The 17,282-nt window shown below is 73.1% G+C and carries 13 protein-coding genes; 12 read left to right on the forward strand and 1 reads right to left on the reverse strand.

What is annotated here, in order from left to right:
* Positions 1 to 2 precede the first annotated feature (2 nt).
* The 12 genes from GCE86_RS30430 to efeB all read left to right on the forward strand — a co-directional run bounded on the left by GCE86_RS30430 (position 3) and on the right by efeB (position 16,307).
* Positions 3 to 4,352 (forward strand): toxin glutamine deamidase domain-containing protein, encoded by a 4,350-nt coding sequence (locus tag GCE86_RS30430; RefSeq protein ID WP_204341939.1) that lies wholly within the window; start codon positions 3 to 5, stop codon positions 4,350 to 4,352.
* Positions 4,349 to 4,792: a hypothetical protein gene (locus tag GCE86_RS30435; protein WP_154230102.1), complete on the forward strand. Its 444-nt coding sequence runs from the start codon at positions 4,349 to 4,351 to the stop codon at positions 4,790 to 4,792. Before GCE86_RS30430 ends, GCE86_RS30435 begins: the two co-directional genes overlap by 4 nt.
* A 51-nt stretch (positions 4,793 to 4,843) precedes the next feature.
* Positions 4,844 to 5,611, forward strand: coding sequence for a deoxyribonuclease V (gene nfi, locus GCE86_RS30440; RefSeq protein WP_154230103.1), 768 nt, complete (start codon positions 4,844 to 4,846; stop codon positions 5,609 to 5,611).
* A 516-nt stretch (positions 5,612 to 6,127) separates the two neighbouring features.
* The gene (locus GCE86_RS30445; RefSeq protein WP_154230104.1) at positions 6,128 to 7,111 is read left to right on the forward strand and encodes a hypothetical protein; all 984 of its coding nucleotides are present in this window, start codon (positions 6,128 to 6,130) and stop codon (positions 7,109 to 7,111) included.
* A gap of 184 nt (positions 7,112 to 7,295) precedes the next feature.
* Positions 7,296 to 7,502 carry a Trm112 family protein gene (locus GCE86_RS30450; RefSeq protein WP_154230105.1) on the forward strand — a complete coding sequence of 69 codons (207 nt, stop codon included), beginning with the start codon at positions 7,296 to 7,298 and terminating at the stop codon, positions 7,500 to 7,502.
* Complete coding sequence (locus GCE86_RS30455; RefSeq protein ID WP_154230106.1) at positions 7,499 to 8,695, forward strand: SIS domain-containing protein; 1,197 nt, start codon at positions 7,499 to 7,501, stop codon at positions 8,693 to 8,695. The genes GCE86_RS30450 and GCE86_RS30455 overlap by 4 nt, the downstream gene beginning before the upstream one ends.
* Positions 8,696 to 8,723: 28 nt before the next feature.
* Positions 8,724 to 9,737 (forward strand): cation diffusion facilitator family transporter, encoded by a 1,014-nt coding sequence (locus GCE86_RS30460; RefSeq protein WP_154230107.1) that lies wholly within the window; start codon positions 8,724 to 8,726, stop codon positions 9,735 to 9,737.
* Positions 9,738 to 9,739: 2 nt separating this feature from the next.
* A complete protein-coding gene (gene manA / locus GCE86_RS30465; protein ID WP_154230108.1) occupies positions 9,740 to 10,891 on the forward strand; it encodes a mannose-6-phosphate isomerase, class I in 1,152 nt (383 codons plus the stop codon).
* A 299-nt stretch (positions 10,892 to 11,190) separates the two neighbouring features.
* Complete coding sequence (gene ahcY, locus GCE86_RS30470) at positions 11,191 to 12,690, forward strand: adenosylhomocysteinase (protein WP_154230109.1); 1,500 nt, start codon at positions 11,191 to 11,193, stop codon at positions 12,688 to 12,690.
* A 212-nt stretch (positions 12,691 to 12,902) separates the two neighbouring features.
* Complete coding sequence (gene efeU, locus GCE86_RS30475; protein WP_154230110.1) at positions 12,903 to 13,823, forward strand: iron uptake transporter permease EfeU; 921 nt, start codon at positions 12,903 to 12,905, stop codon at positions 13,821 to 13,823.
* A 28-nt stretch (positions 13,824 to 13,851) separates the two neighbouring features.
* Positions 13,852 to 14,982 (forward strand): iron uptake system protein EfeO, encoded by a 1,131-nt coding sequence (efeO, locus tag GCE86_RS30480; protein ID WP_154230111.1) that lies wholly within the window; start codon positions 13,852 to 13,854, stop codon positions 14,980 to 14,982.
* Between the two features lie 23 nt (positions 14,983 to 15,005).
* Positions 15,006 to 16,307: an iron uptake transporter deferrochelatase/peroxidase subunit gene (gene efeB / locus GCE86_RS30485; protein ID WP_239542197.1), complete on the forward strand. Its 1,302-nt coding sequence runs from the start codon at positions 15,006 to 15,008 to the stop codon at positions 16,305 to 16,307.
* A 4-nt stretch (positions 16,308 to 16,311) separates the two neighbouring features.
* On the opposite strand, the gene GCE86_RS30490 is transcribed toward efeB, so the two are convergent.
* Complete coding sequence (locus GCE86_RS30490; RefSeq protein WP_244317119.1) at positions 16,312 to 17,280, reverse strand: RDD family protein; 969 nt, start codon at positions 17,278 to 17,280, stop codon at positions 16,312 to 16,314.
* Positions 17,281 to 17,282 lie beyond the last annotated feature (2 nt).

Here is a 17,282-nt window from a genome sequence, read left to right on the forward strand (position 1 = left end):
GCATGCTGCCCAGCCCGATCCCGCACCCGCTCGACTACTGCCCCTGGGACGTGCCCGGCTGGATCTACGAGGCGCTCGACTGGGTCGTCGGCGTCGAATGGCCGGAGGGGAACGAGCGCGCCGTCTGGGACCTGGCCGACCAGTGGTACGCGGTCGCCGACGTCCTGGCCGGCCCTCGCAACGACGCCACCGCCGCCGCCGGCGAGGTCCGCAGTGGATACGGCGGGGTCGGCCTGGTGGCGCAGGCGTTCGACATCGCCTGGGGCAAGGTAGCCGACGGCGAGGACGCGCCGCTGCACGTGCTCGTGGCGGCGACCGGCGAGCTGGGCAAGCTGGTCGACTCGTGCGGCTGCGACATCGAGGGCGCCAAGCTCGAAGCCTGGGTCGAGTTGGGCATCCTGGTCGTCGAGCTGCTCTCGCTCGCGGTGGCCACCGTGCTGACCCTGGGCGCGGCCTCGCCGGCGGCCGGCGCCGCCATCACGGCGAGCCGGGTAGCCGTCCAACAGATCTTCCGGCGGCTGGTGGCCCAGCTGGCCCGCAAGGCCGTCGAGGAAGGGCTGAAGGAGGCCGGCGAGCGAGCCGCCAAGGAGGTCGTCACCAGCGGCGCCCGTGGCCTTGCCCGCCGAGCCGTGCTGGCTGGGCTGGTCGAGGCGGGACAGGAGGCGGGCACCAGCCTGGCGACGCAGGCGTACCAGAACTCCACCGGCCGCCGGGACGGCCTGGACCTGACCGACATGGGCATGTCGGGGCTCGGTGGGTTCGCCGGTGGCGCGGCCGCGCCGCTGGCCGGGCTGGGGCGGCACGCGAACGGGCGGTTCGCCGAGATCGGCGAGCGCTTCGGGCGGGAAATGGCCGGCGAGACGCTCGCCGAGAGCGCCGCGGGCCTGGCGACCGGCCAGGACCTGTCGCTGGAGGACATCGCGCGGGCCGCGGTCTCCGGGGCCAGCGGTTCCGCCACCGGGCAGGCCGACAGCGCCCTGCACCGTCGGCTCGACGAGAAGCTGGCCGGCCTCCCTTCCCAGCCGGTGGACCTGGGGCTTCCGCCGTCCGACGACGCAACCGGCCGCATGCCCACCCAGCGGATGCCGGACCCGCTTCTCCACGACCCCGGACCTCCGCCGGCGTCCAACCCTCCGTCGTCTCTCGTCGGCGGTGGGCCGGCCCCCACGCACCTCCCGTCCGCCGACGCGGCGGCCCATGCCGCCGCGGGTGTCGACGCTCCGCCGGTGCGTCCGGCGGACGCGGAGGTGGCGACGGGCCGTGCGAACGTGGAGGTGACCGCGGGGCCGGCGGGGGTGGAGGCCACCGGCAGCCCGACGCTCTCGTCGGTGGCCGTCGAGGCGCCGGACATCGTCGCCTCCGGCCCCGATGGCGCCGGCCATCAGTCCGGTCCGGTCAAGGGCCAGGTCGTTTCCGATGTCGGCACCCCGAGTCAGCCGGTGCAATCCGCCACGTCGACCACCGTGGGACCGCCCACCAGCGTCTCCCCACCGCCGCAGAGCCCGGCGTCCGTGCCGCCCCACCACACACCGGTAGGCATCGTGACCGGCCAGTCCGGGCCGTCGGCCGCTCCCGCGGTGCATCCGCACGCGGCACCGGCCACCGTGACCGGCCAGTCCGGGTCCTTGGCCGCTCCCGCGGTGCATCCGCACGCGGCACCGGCCAACGGCCTGGACGCCCGGCCTGGCCCGAATCCCCGATTTCCGCTGCTGGAAGCGCTGGCCCCGCAGCGCACGGCCTCGGATCCGCTGCCGGCGCTCCCCGGGCCGTTTGACCCGTTGCCGCCGCCCCGGCAGACCCCCGATGAACGGGCCGCGCGGCTCGCGGCCGATCGGGAAGCGCTCGACCGGCGGCGCTATCGGGGCTACCTCCGGCACCAGCGTGAGCTGTTTGAGGAGAACCGGCGCCAGGGACAGCTGAAGAAACTGCGCGCCATCGCCGAGCAGCACTATGAGGCCGCGCGCTGGCTTGTCCAGCGGGCGTACGAGCTGCACGAGGCGGGGCAACAGCACCTCGTGGACCAGCACCTCCGCGAGGGGCGGCGCCGGGAGCGGCTCCACTACCGGGCCTTCGACGCGGCGGAGGCCGTGCGTGCCGGCGAACGGCTGCCTGCCGAGGTGATGGTCGAGGACGACCTCGACTTCGACCAGATCAATGACGACGTCGCCGACCTCGCCCAGGGTGCCGTCGAGACGGCGGACCACTCGGCGCTCACCGGCCACGGCCATCCGCCGCCGATCGACCGCTCCCGCCGGTACGGCGTGCGGGGCGGACTCCGGCCACCCCTCGCGCTGCACCAGACCGACCTGGAGCGGCAGATGCCGCGCAACCCCGACGGCAGTGTGGTGCGGACCGCGGATCCCCGCCGGGGCGGCTGGTTCCGGCTGGCGAACGACGGTGGACCCGCCGCCGACGCCACCCGGGGGATCAACTGCCTGGACTGCACGCTGTCGCTCTTCGAGACCTGGATGCACGGCCGGCCCCGGGTGTCCGCGCCGCGCACCTTCGACGGCTACCTGCTGGGGGACGTCCACAGGCCGGTGGGCGGCGAGGCGGACGGACCCCGCCGGGTCGAGGAGACCACGGGCGGGCGGTTCCAGAACCTCGGCCCCACCGGTCCGTCCAGCGCCCCCGGTCCCCGGACGCGCGAAGTGATCGAGGACGGCTACCGCGATCTGCACGCGCAGCTGGCCGCGGGCGGCCACGGCAGCTACGCCTTCCTCATCACCGGCATGGAGGGCGGCGGTTCACACGCCTGGGTGGCGCTGAACCAGAACGGGACGATCCTCTACCTCGACCCGCAGATGGGCAGGGTGAGCACACGCCCGCTCTATACCCACCGCGGTGTACCGAGCCCCTGCAACGTGGTCGGCCTCGACGCGCTGGTGCTCGGCCCCGACGGCCGCCCGATGCCGCTCGCCGGCCGGCCGCCGGGTGACTACAACGTCCTGCCCGACGACTTCCCGCCCGAGGACGTCCTGCCCGACGACGTCCTGCCCGACCCGGCGCCGCCCCCACCGCTCGAACCGCCACCGCCGCCGGACGACGGAGACGCTCCGGACTTCAACCACGTCCACCTGCTCGGCGAATCCACCACCTTCCACCGGCCCGACGGCACCTCGTTCCCCGGCAGCGCTCCCGACGCCGATTCGGAGGCGGTCCAGCTGCGGAACGCGCACCGGGATGCGCACGCCGACCGGATCGCCGCCGGGCTGTACGTCCGCGATGCGCTGGCCACGAGCGGCAGCCTGGACGAGGTCTTCGCCGCCGGGGTGACCCCGGTCGAGCTGGCGCAACACGCCGACGGGCCGACCTTGCAGCGGCTGGTACCCGGGCTGGATCCGGCGGCGGCCGGCGACCTGACCCGGCTGCTCGCCGACCCGCGCGTCCAGCAGATGCTCGATCAGACATGGGAGGCGCCACCCCGACGCGAGGAGCTGCTGGCCGAAACGCTGGTACGGCAGCTCGCGCAACGGCCCGACCTGGTCCGGATGATCCTGTCGACACCGGAGCTCGCCAACTCGCTGACCGCCCGCCCGGTCACCCTCCACCACCTGGCCAGCCACCAGAAGGCAATCGACGTCCTCGGAGCGGCATTGGATGACATCGCCGAACGGGGGCCGGCGGTGGTGGCACGGGAGAATTCCCTCCGGCCTGCGGAAACTCCACTTACCCAGGAACAACGCAGAATCAGCGTGTCGTGTGAGGCAGGAGAACGTGATCCAGTTCAGCCCGGCTTCGATCAGACGCGTCGCAGCGATCCGACATATCGTCGCGAGTACCTGGATCAGCTCTATCGAGACGCAGCCCGCGTGCAACCGGAGGTAACAAGGTTGGCTTGTAGCCTGGCATCGAGTTCGGCTGGTGCGGCTGAGGCGAAGCCGAGGTCCGGGCCCAAGGACAGGCAGCGAGCCGAGGACAAGGTGACCAAGTACGGCGGTGACGTCTCGTCCCTGACCGACCTGGCTGCCGCTAGCGTTTCGTTCGAAAAACTGGCGGATCTGTATGCGGCTCTCGAGGCGCTCCAGGGCGAATTGGGAGACGACATCGTCTACTTCGAAGACCGCTTCGTTGTGCCGCAGAAGAGCGGGTATCGGGACATCCTGATGATGTTGCGGATGCCGGACGGACACATCGCCGAATTTCGCCTGCAACTGAAGGCACTCGATCGGGTCGCGGATTGGGAACACGCGCTATACGAGGTCGGACGAGATCTGAAGGCAATTGCCGATCAAGAGGGCCGTAGTATGTCGACCATGGAGCGCGCTCTGCGAGGCGGCCTTCTGCGGCAGACCCGGCATTACTTCTGGGAAGCGCTGCAGGGATCAATGACAAGGGAATCGCACCCATGACCGACATGCCAGACCTGGAGCTGCCTGCCTACTTCAGCTACTACAGGTCGCCGGTGAAGATGGTGTCTACGCCCGATGGTGGTCTCGTGGCCTGGCGCTTGTCGATCGAAACCGGCGGCTGGGAGCCGGCAACTGACCTTGTGGACGAGATCCTCTTTGCCGTCGGTGGGGAGATCAGCGTCCTGACCGCCGATCAGTTCGTCCAGCGGACGGAGTACCGACGTGGCCGCTACCTGCAGGGCGACGGGCCCGTATTTGCGCTCTACGAGACGGTGAAGGCCATCGCAGACGCCGCTGACGCGGAACGGCGACGCCTCACGATCGAGGAGACGGCGTTGATCAAGGGCATACATCGGCGGACGTTCGTGATATTCGAGGAACAGCTCCAGCAGGCCGGCGATCCCGGTGCCGACCCCACCATCGCCACCGCCGTCTCTTGATGCCGTCCGAAAGGCTTGCTCGACCGCCGATCACGGCGCGAAAGTCCCAGCATGTCTGACGCGCCCTGGCATCGGAAGCGGCCGGCAACGACGGGAAGGGGAGTGTCCTACCGACCACCGGCGGACGTGGCGGAGGCGCTGCGCATACAGGAGGAGTTGCGTCCTCGGGTCGATCTGGTCGGGCCGGGGCCGACCGCGCCCGCGACGGTCGCCGGGCTGGACGTCGCCTACGCGGAGAGCGGCGACCGGCTCGCGGCGGCCGTCACGGTGCTGGACGCGGCCACCCTCGCCGTGGTGGACGAGGCGGTGAGTGTGGGGCGGCCGGCGTTCGACTACGTGCCAGGGCTGTTCGCCTTCCGGGAGTTGCCGGCGTTGCTGGCGGCGCTGGATCGGTTGACCGTCCGGCCCGACCTGCTGGTCTGCGACGGGCACGGGCTGGCGCATCCACGCCGCTTCGGGCTGGCCTGCCATCTCGGGCTGGTGACGGGGCTGCCCGCGATCGGGGTGGCGAAGACGCCGCTGGTCGGGGTCTGGGACGAGCCGGCGCCTCAGCGGGGCGCGTGGACGCCGCTGCGCGACGGCGGTGAGGTGGTGGGCCGGGTGCTGCGGACGCGGGACGGGGTGAAGCCGGTCTTCGTCAGCGTCGGGCACCGGATGAGCCTGGACAACGCGGTCGAGCGGGTGCTGGCGTTGACGCCCCGCTACCGCCTGCCGGAGACCACCAGGACAGCCGACCACCTCTGTCGCCGTGCCCTCGCCGCCGCTGACCGTCGAGCCGCGCCAACGGCCGGCAACGGCGACCCGGCCGCGAGCGCCTGACGGCAGGTGCCGCACCGGAGCTGGCGCCGAGTTTCGGGCGGGGGCGGACGTGAATCTTGGAGGGTTGCCGTTCGTGGCGATCGGTAAGTCTCCAAGATCTCTCGCCGCATCGTCGGCCGGCGGGCCCGGTGGCGAGGCAGCGGCACCCAGCCGCAGGTGCCCGACGGCGAGACCGCGCCCCCGAGCTGGCGGCGACCTTGCGAGCGGAGGCCGATGTGAATCTTGGACAGTTGGCGTTCGTGGCGAACGGTACGTGTCCAAGATCTCCCGCGGGATCGGTCGGCCGGCCCGGCGGTTCGGCAGCGGCGAGCGTGCCGTCGCCCGGCCGGGCGCGCGGCCACCGCGCCGCGGGGACAAGGAAGTGATCATGCGGGCGGGCCTGGTCGCGTCGAGGATGGAGCGGATGTCGCGGGGTGTCGCGGCACACATGCGGGGTGCTCGATGGGCGGGTGTCCCTCGGGCCCGGTAGTAACCTGACCCGCGGATCCCGTCCGGGGTGGAAACGGTGAGGTGGAGATGTCGGTGAGGCGGCACGCGGCGCGGTGGGCCACGGTCGGCGCGATGCTGGGCGGCCTGCTGGCCGGCGCGGCGTCCCCGGCGCTGGCCGCCGACGACCGGGTGGAGGTGCGCTCGGCGAGCCGCTTCACGGCGGGTGCCTCGGCGGGCACCGTGGCGGTCGAGGTGCGCAAGCGTACGGACGGGTGCGTGCTGCTCCGCACCGCGCTGGGGTTGCGCCTCGACGGCCTGCGCGCGGACCAGGTCCAGGTGCAGGTGGCCACCAGCGGCCGGTGGGTGCCCGTGCCGGTGTCCGGCGGTGGGGGTGCGGTCGCCACGGCGCAGACCTCGCCGGCCAACGCGGCCCTGTGCAAGGGCAAGGGGATCACGGTCCGCTACCGGGTGGCCTTCCTGGCCGGTACGGCCGGCGGGCGGTTGACCGTGGTCGGCGAGGCGAGCGCCGCGAACGGCCGGGTGCTCGGCCGGTCCTCGACGGCGGCGCGGGTGATCGGCGCGGAACCGACCGCAAGCCCCAGCCCGACGCCGTCCCGCAAGCCCTCGCCGACGCCGACCCCGAGCGCCGTCGCCACCACCCCGGCCGATGGCGACACCACGTCGGCGGTGGCCGCCGCGCTCGACCCGGCCGCCGGCACCGCGGCCGACGACTCGTCCTCCGGAGGTTCCCCGATCATGTGGTTCGGCATCGCACTGGTGCTCGTCGGCGTGGCGCTGATCGTGCTGCTGGTCCGCCGCAACCGCGCGGAGAAGACCGACGGGCAGCCGGGCGCCGGGCACTCGCCGGTCCCGCTGCCGCGCAGCACCACGACCTACCGCTCGGGTGCGCCCGCCGCTCCGGTGTACGGGCAGCAGCCGCCCGCCCCGACGCCGCGCCCGACCGGGAACGTCTACGGCGCCCCCGCGGCCACGACCGACGGGCCGGGCGGCGAGCCGCCGGCCGCCGCGGGTGGCGACGCCACCACCGTGCTGCCCCGCGTGCCCCGCTGAACCGAACCCGGCCGGCCGCCGGGGTTACGGTGACAGTCGGTGACAGCGCCCTGACCGGGGTGCTGCGCACCGGCCGCCGGATGCCGAGATGTGGCGCGGTGCCCGCGTCGGTTCGTCGATAAGATCGCGTGCGCCGGACGGCACCGCCGACCGGTGAGACCGCATACGTGGAAGGAGCCGCGCCGTGGCCCTGGACCCGCAGTTGCTCGAGATCCTCGCCTGCCCGGACACGCACCACGCACCGCTCGACTACGACCCGCAGGCGCAGACGCTGACCTGCACCGAGTGCGGTCGGATCTTCGAGGTCCGGGACGACGTCCCGGTGCTCCTCCTCGACGAGGCGCGCGGCGGCCCGGCGGCGGACGAGGCGCGCGGCGGGTCGCCGCGATGATGGAGGGTACGGCCGGGGTCAGTGGGCACCGGCACGCGGACGAGTCACTGCTGGACAATCCGGACCGGCTGGCCGAGCAGGACCCGGGCGGGATGCTGCGGTTCACCGCCTCGGCCGGCGCGCAGGTCCGTGAGTCGGCGGCGCTGGCCGCCGAGGCGAACCTGACCGTGCTCGCCGACGAGGGCCGCCCGCGGGCGGTGGTCATCGCCGGCATCGGCACCGCCGGGCGTACGGGTGACGTGCTGGCCACGGTGGCCGGGCCGCGCTGCCCGGTGCCGGTGATCCCGCATCGCAGCGCCGGGGTGCCGGGCTGGGTCGGCGCCGCGGACGTGGTGATCGCGGTGAGCGCCTCCGGCCGCAGCCCCGAGGCGCTGGGCGCCGCCGAGGCCGCCCACCGGCGGGGTGCCCGGCTGGTGGCCGTGGGCGCCCCGGACTCGCAGCTCCAGTCGGTGGCCGAGCGGGCCCGCGCTCCGTTCATCCCGGTGCCCCGGCGCGCCCCGGCCCGGGCCAGTCTCTGGGCGCTCACCGTGCCGGTCCTGCTCGCCGCCCGTACGCTCGGGCTCGTGAAGGTCAACGAGGCGGACCTGGCCGAGACCGCGGCCCGGCTGGACGCCGATGCCGACCGGTGCCGGCCCACCGCCGAGTCCTTCGTGAACCCGGCGAAGTCGCTGGCCCTGGGCCTCTCCGGCTCGATCCCGATCGTCTGGGGTTCGTCGCCCCTGGCCACCGTGGCGGCCCGCCGCTTCGGCGACACGCTGTCCGCCAACGCCCGCTACCCGGTGGTCACCGGCGCGCTGGGCGAGGCGGGCCGGGGCCGGGTGGGTCTCCTCGACGGCGTCTTCGGCGGCCTGGCCGAGGGGGAGCGCGACATCTTCGCCGACCCGGACGAGACCGACGGTGACGCCACCCGGCTGCGGCTGGTGCTGCTGCGCGACGGCGGCCTCAACGCCGAGGACGACACCGACGAGCCGCTGGCCGTCGAGGAGCGCCGCGCGGACGCGGTGCAGACCCTCGCCGAGCGGCGCGGGGTGCGCTGCGACGTGGTCACCGCGGAGGGCGGGTCCGCGCTGGAGCGGCTCGCCTCGTTGATGGCGGTGCCGGACTTCGCCTCGGTCTACCTCGCCCTGGCACACGGACTGGACCCGATGGCCGTGCCGGCCATCACCGAGATGAAGGAGCTGGCGAACCAGTGAGCACGTGCGGCATCGGGCGGGGAGAGGCATGAGCGCAAACGGTGGGACCCGGGCGATCGTCGCCGCCCTGGCGGCCAACGTCGGCATCGCCGTCACCAAGTTCATCGCGTTCCTGCTGACCGGCTCCTCGTCGATGCTGGCCGAGTCGATCCACTCGGTCGCCGACTCGGGCAACCAGGGCCTGCTGCTGCTCGGCGGCCGGCGGGCCAAGCGCGAGGCCACCCCGGAACACCCGTTCGGGTACGGCCGGGAGCGCTACATCTACGCGTTCATCGTGGCGATCGTGCTGTTCAGCCTCGGTGGCCTCTTCGCGCTCTACGAGGCGTACCACAAGGCGCAGCACCCGGAGCCGATCACCAGCTGGCAGTGGGTGCCGGTGGCGGTGCTGGTGATCGCGATCGCCATGGAGAGCTTCTCGTTCCGCACCGCCATCAAGGAGTCCAACCACATCCGGGGCAACCAGTCCTGGGTGCGGTTCATCCGCCGGGCCAAGGCTCCTGAGCTGCCGGTGGTGCTGCTGGAGGACTTCGGCGCGCTGGTCGGTCTGGTCTTCGCGCTGTTCGGCGTGGGGATGACGCTGATCACCGGCAACGGGATCTGGGACGCGGCCGGCACCGCGATGATCGGCGTACTGCTGGTGATCATCGCGATCACGCTGGCCATCGAGACCAAGAGCCTGCTGCTCGGCGAGGGCGCGGAACGCCACGATCTGGCGAAAATCGAGCGGGCCGTCACCGACGGGCCGGAGGTCGAGCGCATCATCCACATGAAGACGCTCTACCTGGGCCCGGAGGAGTTGATGGTCGCCGCGAAGATCGGGGTGCCGGCCTGCGAGACCGCCGAGGAGCTGGCCCGGGGGATCAACGCCGTCGAGGCGCGGATCCGCGCCGCCGTGCCGATCGCCCGGGTCATCTACCTGGAGCCGGACATCTACAGCGTGGCGGCGGACCGCGCGGGCACCGGGCAGGCCGCACACACCGCCGTCCCGCAGGCCGACACGGAGTCCGGCAGCGACGAGACCGCCGGACGGCCCGGGAGCTGACCGTGGAGCTGTTGCAGGGCCGGATCCGGGACTACGCCTGGGGTTCCCGCACCGCGATCGCCGAGTTGCAGGGGCGCCCGGTGCCGAGCGCCGGGCCGGAGGCCGAGCTGTGGCTGGGCGCCCACCCGGGCGCCCCGGCCACGGTGGACAGGGCGGGCAACCCGGTCGACCTCACCGACCTGCTGGTCGCCGAGCCGGCGCACTGGCTGGGCGAGCACCTGGTCGGCCGCTTCGGCACCCGGCTGCCGTTCCTGCTGAAGGTGCTGGCGGCGGACGCCCCGCTGAGCCTCCAGGCCCATCCGGACGCCGAGCAGGCCCGGGCCGGGTACGCCGCGGACGCGGACCGGGTGAACTACGTCGACCCGTACCACAAGCCGGAGCTGCTGGTCGCGCTCTCGGAGTTCGAGGCGCTCTGCGGGTTCCGCGACCCGGCCGCGTCGGCGGCGGCGATCGCCGCGTTCGGCGTACCCGCGCTGGAGCCGGTGGTGGCGGCGCTGCGCACCGGGCCGGCGGGGCTGCGCGAGGCCGTACGCCTGCTGTTGAGCTGGCCGGCGGCGGAGCGTGCCGGGCTGGTGGCGGACGTGCTGGCGGCGGAGGCCGCCGGGCCGGACGCCGAGCTGGCCCGCGCCCTGGCGGTCGACTACCCGGTCGACCCGGGCGTGGTGGTGGCGCTGCTGCTGCACCACGTCCGGCTGGCGCCGGGCGAGGCGATCTGGATGCCGGCCGGCAACCTGCACGCCTACCTGCGCGGCACCGGCGTGGAGATCATGGCGGCCAGCGACAACGTGCTGCGCGGTGGGCTCACCCCGAAGCGGGTGGACGTGGACGAGCTGCTGCGGGTGCTGCGCTTCGAGGTGCTCGACGAGCCGGTGGTACGGCCGGAGCCGGTGGCGCCCGGGGTGGTGACCTGGCCGGTGCCGGTGGAGGACTTCGCGCTGCACCGGGTCGAGGTGACCCCCGGCGGCCCGGAGGCGCGGCTGGCGCTGCCCGGCCCGCGGGTGGTGCTCTGCCGCGCCGGCAAGCTCGTCGTGGACGACGGGGTGGGCCGGGTCACCCTGGCGGCCGGTCAGGCGGCGATCGGCGCCGCGGCGGGCGGCCCCCTGGTGCTCGGCGGCGACGGCGAGGCGTTCGTCGCCACCGCCGGCGTGCGCTGACCCGGGCCCAACCCCGGCAAGTCCGACTTTCCCGAAACCGCTTGACGCCGTCGTGACGCGGTGTGACTCTATGGGTACGCAGCGTTGTCGCGACGAAGGTCCGGTAACGCGCGGGGGAACCAAACCGGGGGGATGCACGGGGCGGCCGGGCCGTGAGCGGAAAGTCCGTTCACGACCGACCGCCCCGTGCGCTGTCCGCCGACCGGACCACGGCGCCCGTCGGCCAACCGGGCACGGGAGCGGAAGCCCACGCGCGTAAGGTGGAAGGCTGCGCAGCACATCCTTCGACAGGAGCTTCCATGACCAGCACCCTCCCGGCGGCCCCCCGTGGCGCGTCGTCCGGAGCCCGGCCGAGCACCCTCGCCGAGGGCGACTACAAGGTGGCGGATCTGTCGCTCGCCGCGTTCGGGCGTAAGGAGATCCGGCTCGCCGAGCACGAGATGCCCGGGCTGATGGCGATCCGGCGCGAGTTCGCCGAGGCCCAGCCACTGGCCGGCGCCCGCATCACCGGCTCGCTGCACATGACCATCCAGACCGCCGTCCTCATCGAGACCCTGGTCGCGCTCGGCGCGCAGGTCCGCTGGGCGTCCTGCAACATCTTCTCCACCCAGGACCACGCCGCCGCCGCGATCGTCGTCGGCCCGGAGGGCACCCCCGAGGCCCCGGCCGGCGTGCCGGTCTACGCCTGGAAGGGCGAGAGCCTGGAGGAGTACTGGTGGTGCACCGAGCAGGTGCTCACCTGGCCCGACGGGCAGGGCCCGAACATGATCCTCGACGACGGCGGCGACGCCACCCTGCTCGTGCACAAGGGCGCCGAGTTCGAGAAGGCCGGCGTCGTGCCGCCGGTCGAGTCCGCCGACTCCGAGGAGTACGCGGTCATCCTCCAGCTGCTGCACCGCTCGCTCGCCGAGGACGGCCAGCGCTGGACCCGGATCGCCGCCGGCATCAAGGGCGTGACCGAGGAGACCACCACCGGCGTGCACCGGCTCTACGAGATGCACCGCGCCGGCACCCTGCTCTTCCCGGCCATCAACGTCAACGACTCGGTGACCAAGAGCAAGTTCGACAACAAGTACGGCTGCCGCCACTCGCTCATCGACGGCATCAACCGCGCCACCGACGTGCTGATCGGCGGCAAGATGGCCGTCGTCATGGGCTACGGCGACGTCGGCAAGGGCTGCGCCGAGTCGCTGCGCGGCCAGGGCGCCCGGGTCGTGGTGACCGAGGTGGACCCGATCTGCGCCCTCCAGGCGGCCATGGACGGCTACCAGGTGGCCACCCTGGACGACGTGGTCGAGCAGGCCGACATCTTCATCACGGCGACCGGCTGCTTCAACGTCATCACGCACGAGCAGATGGCCCGGATGAAGCACCAGGCCATCGTCGGCAACATCGGCCACTTCGACAACGAGATCGACATGGCCGGCCTCGCGAAGCGCTCCGACGTGACGCGCGAGAACATCAAGCCGCAGGTCGACGTGTGGCGCTTCGACGACGGCCACGCCATCATCGTGCTCTCCGAGGGCCGCCTGCTGAACCTGGGCAACGCCACCGGCCACCCGAGCTTCGTGATGTCGAACTCGTTCGCCAACCAGACCATCGCCCAGATCGAGCTGTTCACCAAGACCGACGAGTACCCGGTCGGCGTGTACGTGCTCCCCAAGCACCTGGACGAGAAGGTCGCCCGGCTGCACCTGGACGCGCTCGGCGCCAAGCTGAGCACCCTCACCAAGGAGCAGGCCGCCTACCTGGGCGTGTCCCCGGAGGGCCCGTTCAAGCCGGAGCACTACCGCTACTGAGTTCCGCGCCCGGAGGGGACCGGAGGCGGCCGCCGCGCGGCCGTCCCGGTCCCCTTCGCGTACGCGGGGCGAAGCGGCGGTGAGCTGCGCGTGTCGGGCTGCGGACGGTTCGGGTGATGTGGCCTTGAACAACTTGACGGCCGACCCGATCAGGAGGAAGGTATGGCTGCCCTAAGTTAACTGAGGCGTGCCTTACCGACTACGGAGTACCGATGTTCGCCACGTACCTGATCGGCCTGCGGGAGGGCCTGGAAGCGACCCTGGTGGTCAGCATCCTGGTCGCCTTCCTGGTGAAGTCGAATCGCCGCAACCGGCTGCCGCAGGTGTGGCTCGGTGTCGGCGGCGCCATCGCGCTGTCGGTGCTGTTCGGCTGGCTGATCGAGTACACCTCGACCTCGCTGCTCCAGACCTCGGAGTCGCGGGAACTCTTCGACGCCGTCACCTCGGTGGCCGCCGTCGTCTTCGTCACCTGGATGATCTTCTGGATGCGCAAGGCGGCCCGGACCATCGCCGGGGAGCTGCGGGGCAAGCTCACCGAGGCCCTCGCCGTCGGCGCGTTCGCGGTGGCCGGCATGGCGTTCCTCGCGGTCATCCGGGAGGGCCTGGAGACCGCCCTGATCTTCTACTCCGCCGCGAAGAGCACGGCCGGCGACACCGTCCGCGACGCGATGTTCGCTCTGGTCGGTGGCATCCTCACCGCGGTGGTACTCGGCTTCCTGCTCTACCGCAGCGCCGTCAAGCTCAACCTCAGCAAGTTCTTCACCTGGACCGGGGCGTTGCTGATCCTGGTCGCCGCCGGCATCTTCAAGTACGGCGTGCACGACTTCCAGGAGGCCGGCGTGCTGCCCGGCCTGAACCAGCATGCCTTCGACATCTCCGGGGTGCTCGACCCGAGCACCTGGTACGCGGCCCTGCTCAGCGGCATGTTCAACATCACGCCTACGCCGAGTGTGCTGGAGATGGTCGCCTGGGTGGCGTACGGGATCCCGGTGCTCGTGCTCTTCCTGCGCAAGCCGGCCGCCCCGGCCCGGCCCGCCGCCCCCGCCGCCCCGCCGGCCACCGAGGCCGCGAGCACGCCGGCCGGGCCCGCCGCCACCGAGGCTTCCACCGACACCGCGCCCCAGCGCGCCTGACCCGCCCGTTTCCGAGGAGACACCACCGATGCGTACCACTCGACTCGTCGTGCCCGCTGCCGCCGGGGTGCTCGCCGTCGCCGGACTGGCCGGTTGCGGGGGCGGTGACGACTCCGGCGCCAAGGCCGGCGGCCCGATCGCCGTCAAGGCCACCGACAGCGCCTGCGAGGTCGACAGCACCGAGATCGAGGCCGGCCAGGTGACCTTCAAGGTGACCAACTCCGGGTCCAAGGTCAACGAGTTCTACGTCTACGCCGCCGGCGACCGGGTGATGGGCGAGGTCGAGAACATCGCTCCCGGGCTGAGCCGCGAGCTGCGCGTCGAACTGCCCGCCGGCACGTACGAGACCGCCTGCAAGCCCGGCATGAGCGGCCGCGGCATCCGGGGCGCGCTGAAGGTCAGCGGCACCGTCGCGACCGTCGCCCCCGACGCGGCCCTCAGCCAGGCCACCGCCAGCTACCAGCGCTACGTGCAGAGCCAGACCGCCGCGCTGCTCACGAAGACCGAGGAGTTCGTGGCCGCGGTCAAGGCCAACGACGTGGCCAAGGCCAAGGACCTGTACCCGGTGGCCCGCACCTACTGGGAGCGGATCGAGCCGGTCGCCGAGAGCTTCGGCGACCTCGACCCGAAGATCGACGGCCGCGAGGAGGTCGTCGAGGAGGGCATGCAGTTCACCGGCTTCCACCGCATCGAGAAGGACCTGTGGACCACCGGCGACGTCAGCAAGGACGGCGCCATCGCCGACCAGCTCCTCGTCGACGTGAAGGCGATCGTGGCCAAGGCCAACGCCGAGAAGCTCACCCCGCTCCAGCTCGCCAACGGCGCCAAGGCGCTCCTCGACGAGGTCGCCAGCGGCAAGATCACCGGCGAGGAGGAGCGGTACTCGCACACCGACCTCTGGGACTTCAACGCCAACCTGGAGGGCTCGAAGGCGGCCATCGCCGCGCTGCGCCCCGCCCTGGAACAGCGCTCGCCCGACCTGGTCAAGCAGCTCGACAGTGAGTTCGCCGCCGTCGAGACCGCCCTCGGCAAGCACCGCGCCGGGGACGGCTGGAAGCTGCACACCCAGCTCAGCAAGGCCGAGCTCAAGGAACTGTCCGACAGCATCAACGCCCTGGCCGAGCCGATCAGCAAGGTGGCCGCGGTCGTCGCCCGATGACGACCGGGTCCGGAGGTGACGTGATGAGCGAGCCGAGCACCGACGAGCCGACCCGCGGGACCGGGGTGTCCCGGCGCCGGGCCATCACCCTGGCCGGAGCCGGCGTGGCCGGCGTCGCCGGGGTGGCGGTCGGCGCGGGCGCCCTGTTCGGCGGCGGCGACCAGGCGTCCGCCACCGAGACGGCGGCCGGCGCGGTCCCGTTCCACGGCGAGCACCAGGCCGGCATCGTGACCCCGGCCCAGGACCGGCTGCACTTCGTCGCCTTCGACGTCGTCACCAAGGACCGGGCCCGGCTCGTCGCGCTGCTCCAGGAGTGGACCGCCGCCGCGGCCCGGATGACCGCCGGCAAGGACGCCGGGCTCATCGGCGCGGTCGACGGCATGCCGGAGGCCCCGCCGGACGACACCGGCGAGGCGCTCGGGCTGCCCCCGTCGCAGCTCACCATCACCGTCGGCTTCGGACCGACGCTGTTCCGCGACGCCCAGGGCCGCGACCGGTTCGGCATCGCCGCGAAGCGGCCCGCGGCCCTGGCCGACCTGCCGCACTTCGCCGGTGACGCGCTCAAGCCCGAGCTCTCCGGCGGCGACATCTGCGTCCAGGCCTGCGCCAACGACCCGCAGGTGGCGGTGCACGCCATCCGCAACCTGGCCCGGATCGGCATGGGCGTGGTCAGCGTCCGCTGGTCCCAGCTCGGCTTCGGGCGCACCTCGTCGACGTCGCGGGGGCAGGCCACCCCGCGCAACCTGTTCGGCTTCAAGGACGGCACCGCGAACCTCAAGGCCGAGGAGACCGACCTGCTGCGCGAGCAGCTGTGGGCGCAGCCCGGCGACGGCGCCGACTGGATGACCGGCGGGTCCTACGTGGTCACCCGCAAGATCCGGATGCTGGTCGAGACGTGGGACCGCAGCCCGCTGGCCGAGCAGGAGATGATCGTCGGTCGCACCAAGGGCAGCGGCGCGCCGCTCGGCAAGCGCGCCGAGTTCGACGAGCCGGACTTCGCCGCCAAGGGCGACGACGGCGAGCCGGTGATCGCCGAGACCGCCCACGTCCGGCTCGCCCACCCGGACCAGAATGACGGCGCGCGCCTGCTGCGCCGCGGCTACAACTTCGTGGACGGCTCGGACGGGCTGGGCCGGCTCGACGCCGGGCTCTTCTTCATCGCGTACCAGCGGGACCCGCGCAAGCAGTTCGTGCCGATCCAGACGCGGCTGGCCCGCAACGACGCCATGAACGAATACCTGCGGCACGTCTCCAGCGGCCTGTTCGCCTGCCCGCCCGGTGTCCGCGACGCCGCCGACTGGTGGGGCCGGGCGCTCTTCTCCTGACCGGTCAGCGCCTCGCGTCGAGCGAGGTGGGCTGTCCGCGTACCGGATCGGGTCGGGTGGGGACGGTGGGTGCCGGCGCGGCGGGCCGCAACGGGGTCGCAGCCGGCGCGGCCACGGGCGCGGGCGCCAGCTCCGGCCACAGCGTGGCGGTGACCGCCCGGGTGCGGCCCAGCCGGTACGCGGCGCGCCTGCCCCGCTCGGCCAGCACGGCGGCCAGGTACGCCGGTTCGGGCGCGGCCCACGGCGGGGGCGGGGAGGTGACCGCCGCGACCTCGGCCCACAGGTCCCGGCCCAGCCGGAGCCGGTCCGGCTGCGCGAGCTGGTGCAGGCGGGCCAGGTACTGCCGGACGGCCAGCGCCAGCCCGTCGTCCAGCCGGGTCAGGTCGAGGGTGCCGGCCCAGCCGACCAGCGGCGGCACGGGCGGCGGGGCCGGCCGCCACGCTCCGACGCTGCGGGTGTGCACCACGAGGGTCCCGGCCACGAGGTCGCCGAGCCGCCGCCCGCGCGGGTCGGACAGCATCACGGTCACGCTCGCCGCCCAGCTCAGCAGCGGCAGCACCAGCCCCGGCCACTCGACCGCCACGCCCACCAGCGCGCGGGTCAGCGACTGGCCGATCCCGACCGGGCCGCCGTCGGCGCGCACCACCCGCAGCCCCACGGCCAGCTTGCCGAGCGTGCGGCCGCGGGCGAAGCGCTCCATGAGCACCGGGTAGCCGACGAGCACGAGCACCACCAGCACGAGCTGCATCCCGCCGGCCAGCGCGGCGTCCATGACGTCCCCCGGCAGGCTCACCACCAGCAGCGACAGCGCCGTGCCGAGCAGCAGCGCCACCACGAGCTGGGCCACGAGATCGATCAGCAGGGCGAGCACCCGGGAGCCGAGCCGGGCCGCCCGCACGTCCAGCTCCACGGCCTCGCCGCTGACCAGACCGGCGTCGGCCCACGGTGCCGGAGGTGGTGGTTGCGCGCGCACTC

It is taken from the genome of Micromonospora terminaliae, assembly GCF_009671205.1.
In the GTDB taxonomy this organism is placed as follows: domain Bacteria; phylum Actinomycetota; class Actinomycetes; order Mycobacteriales; family Micromonosporaceae; genus Micromonospora; species Micromonospora terminaliae.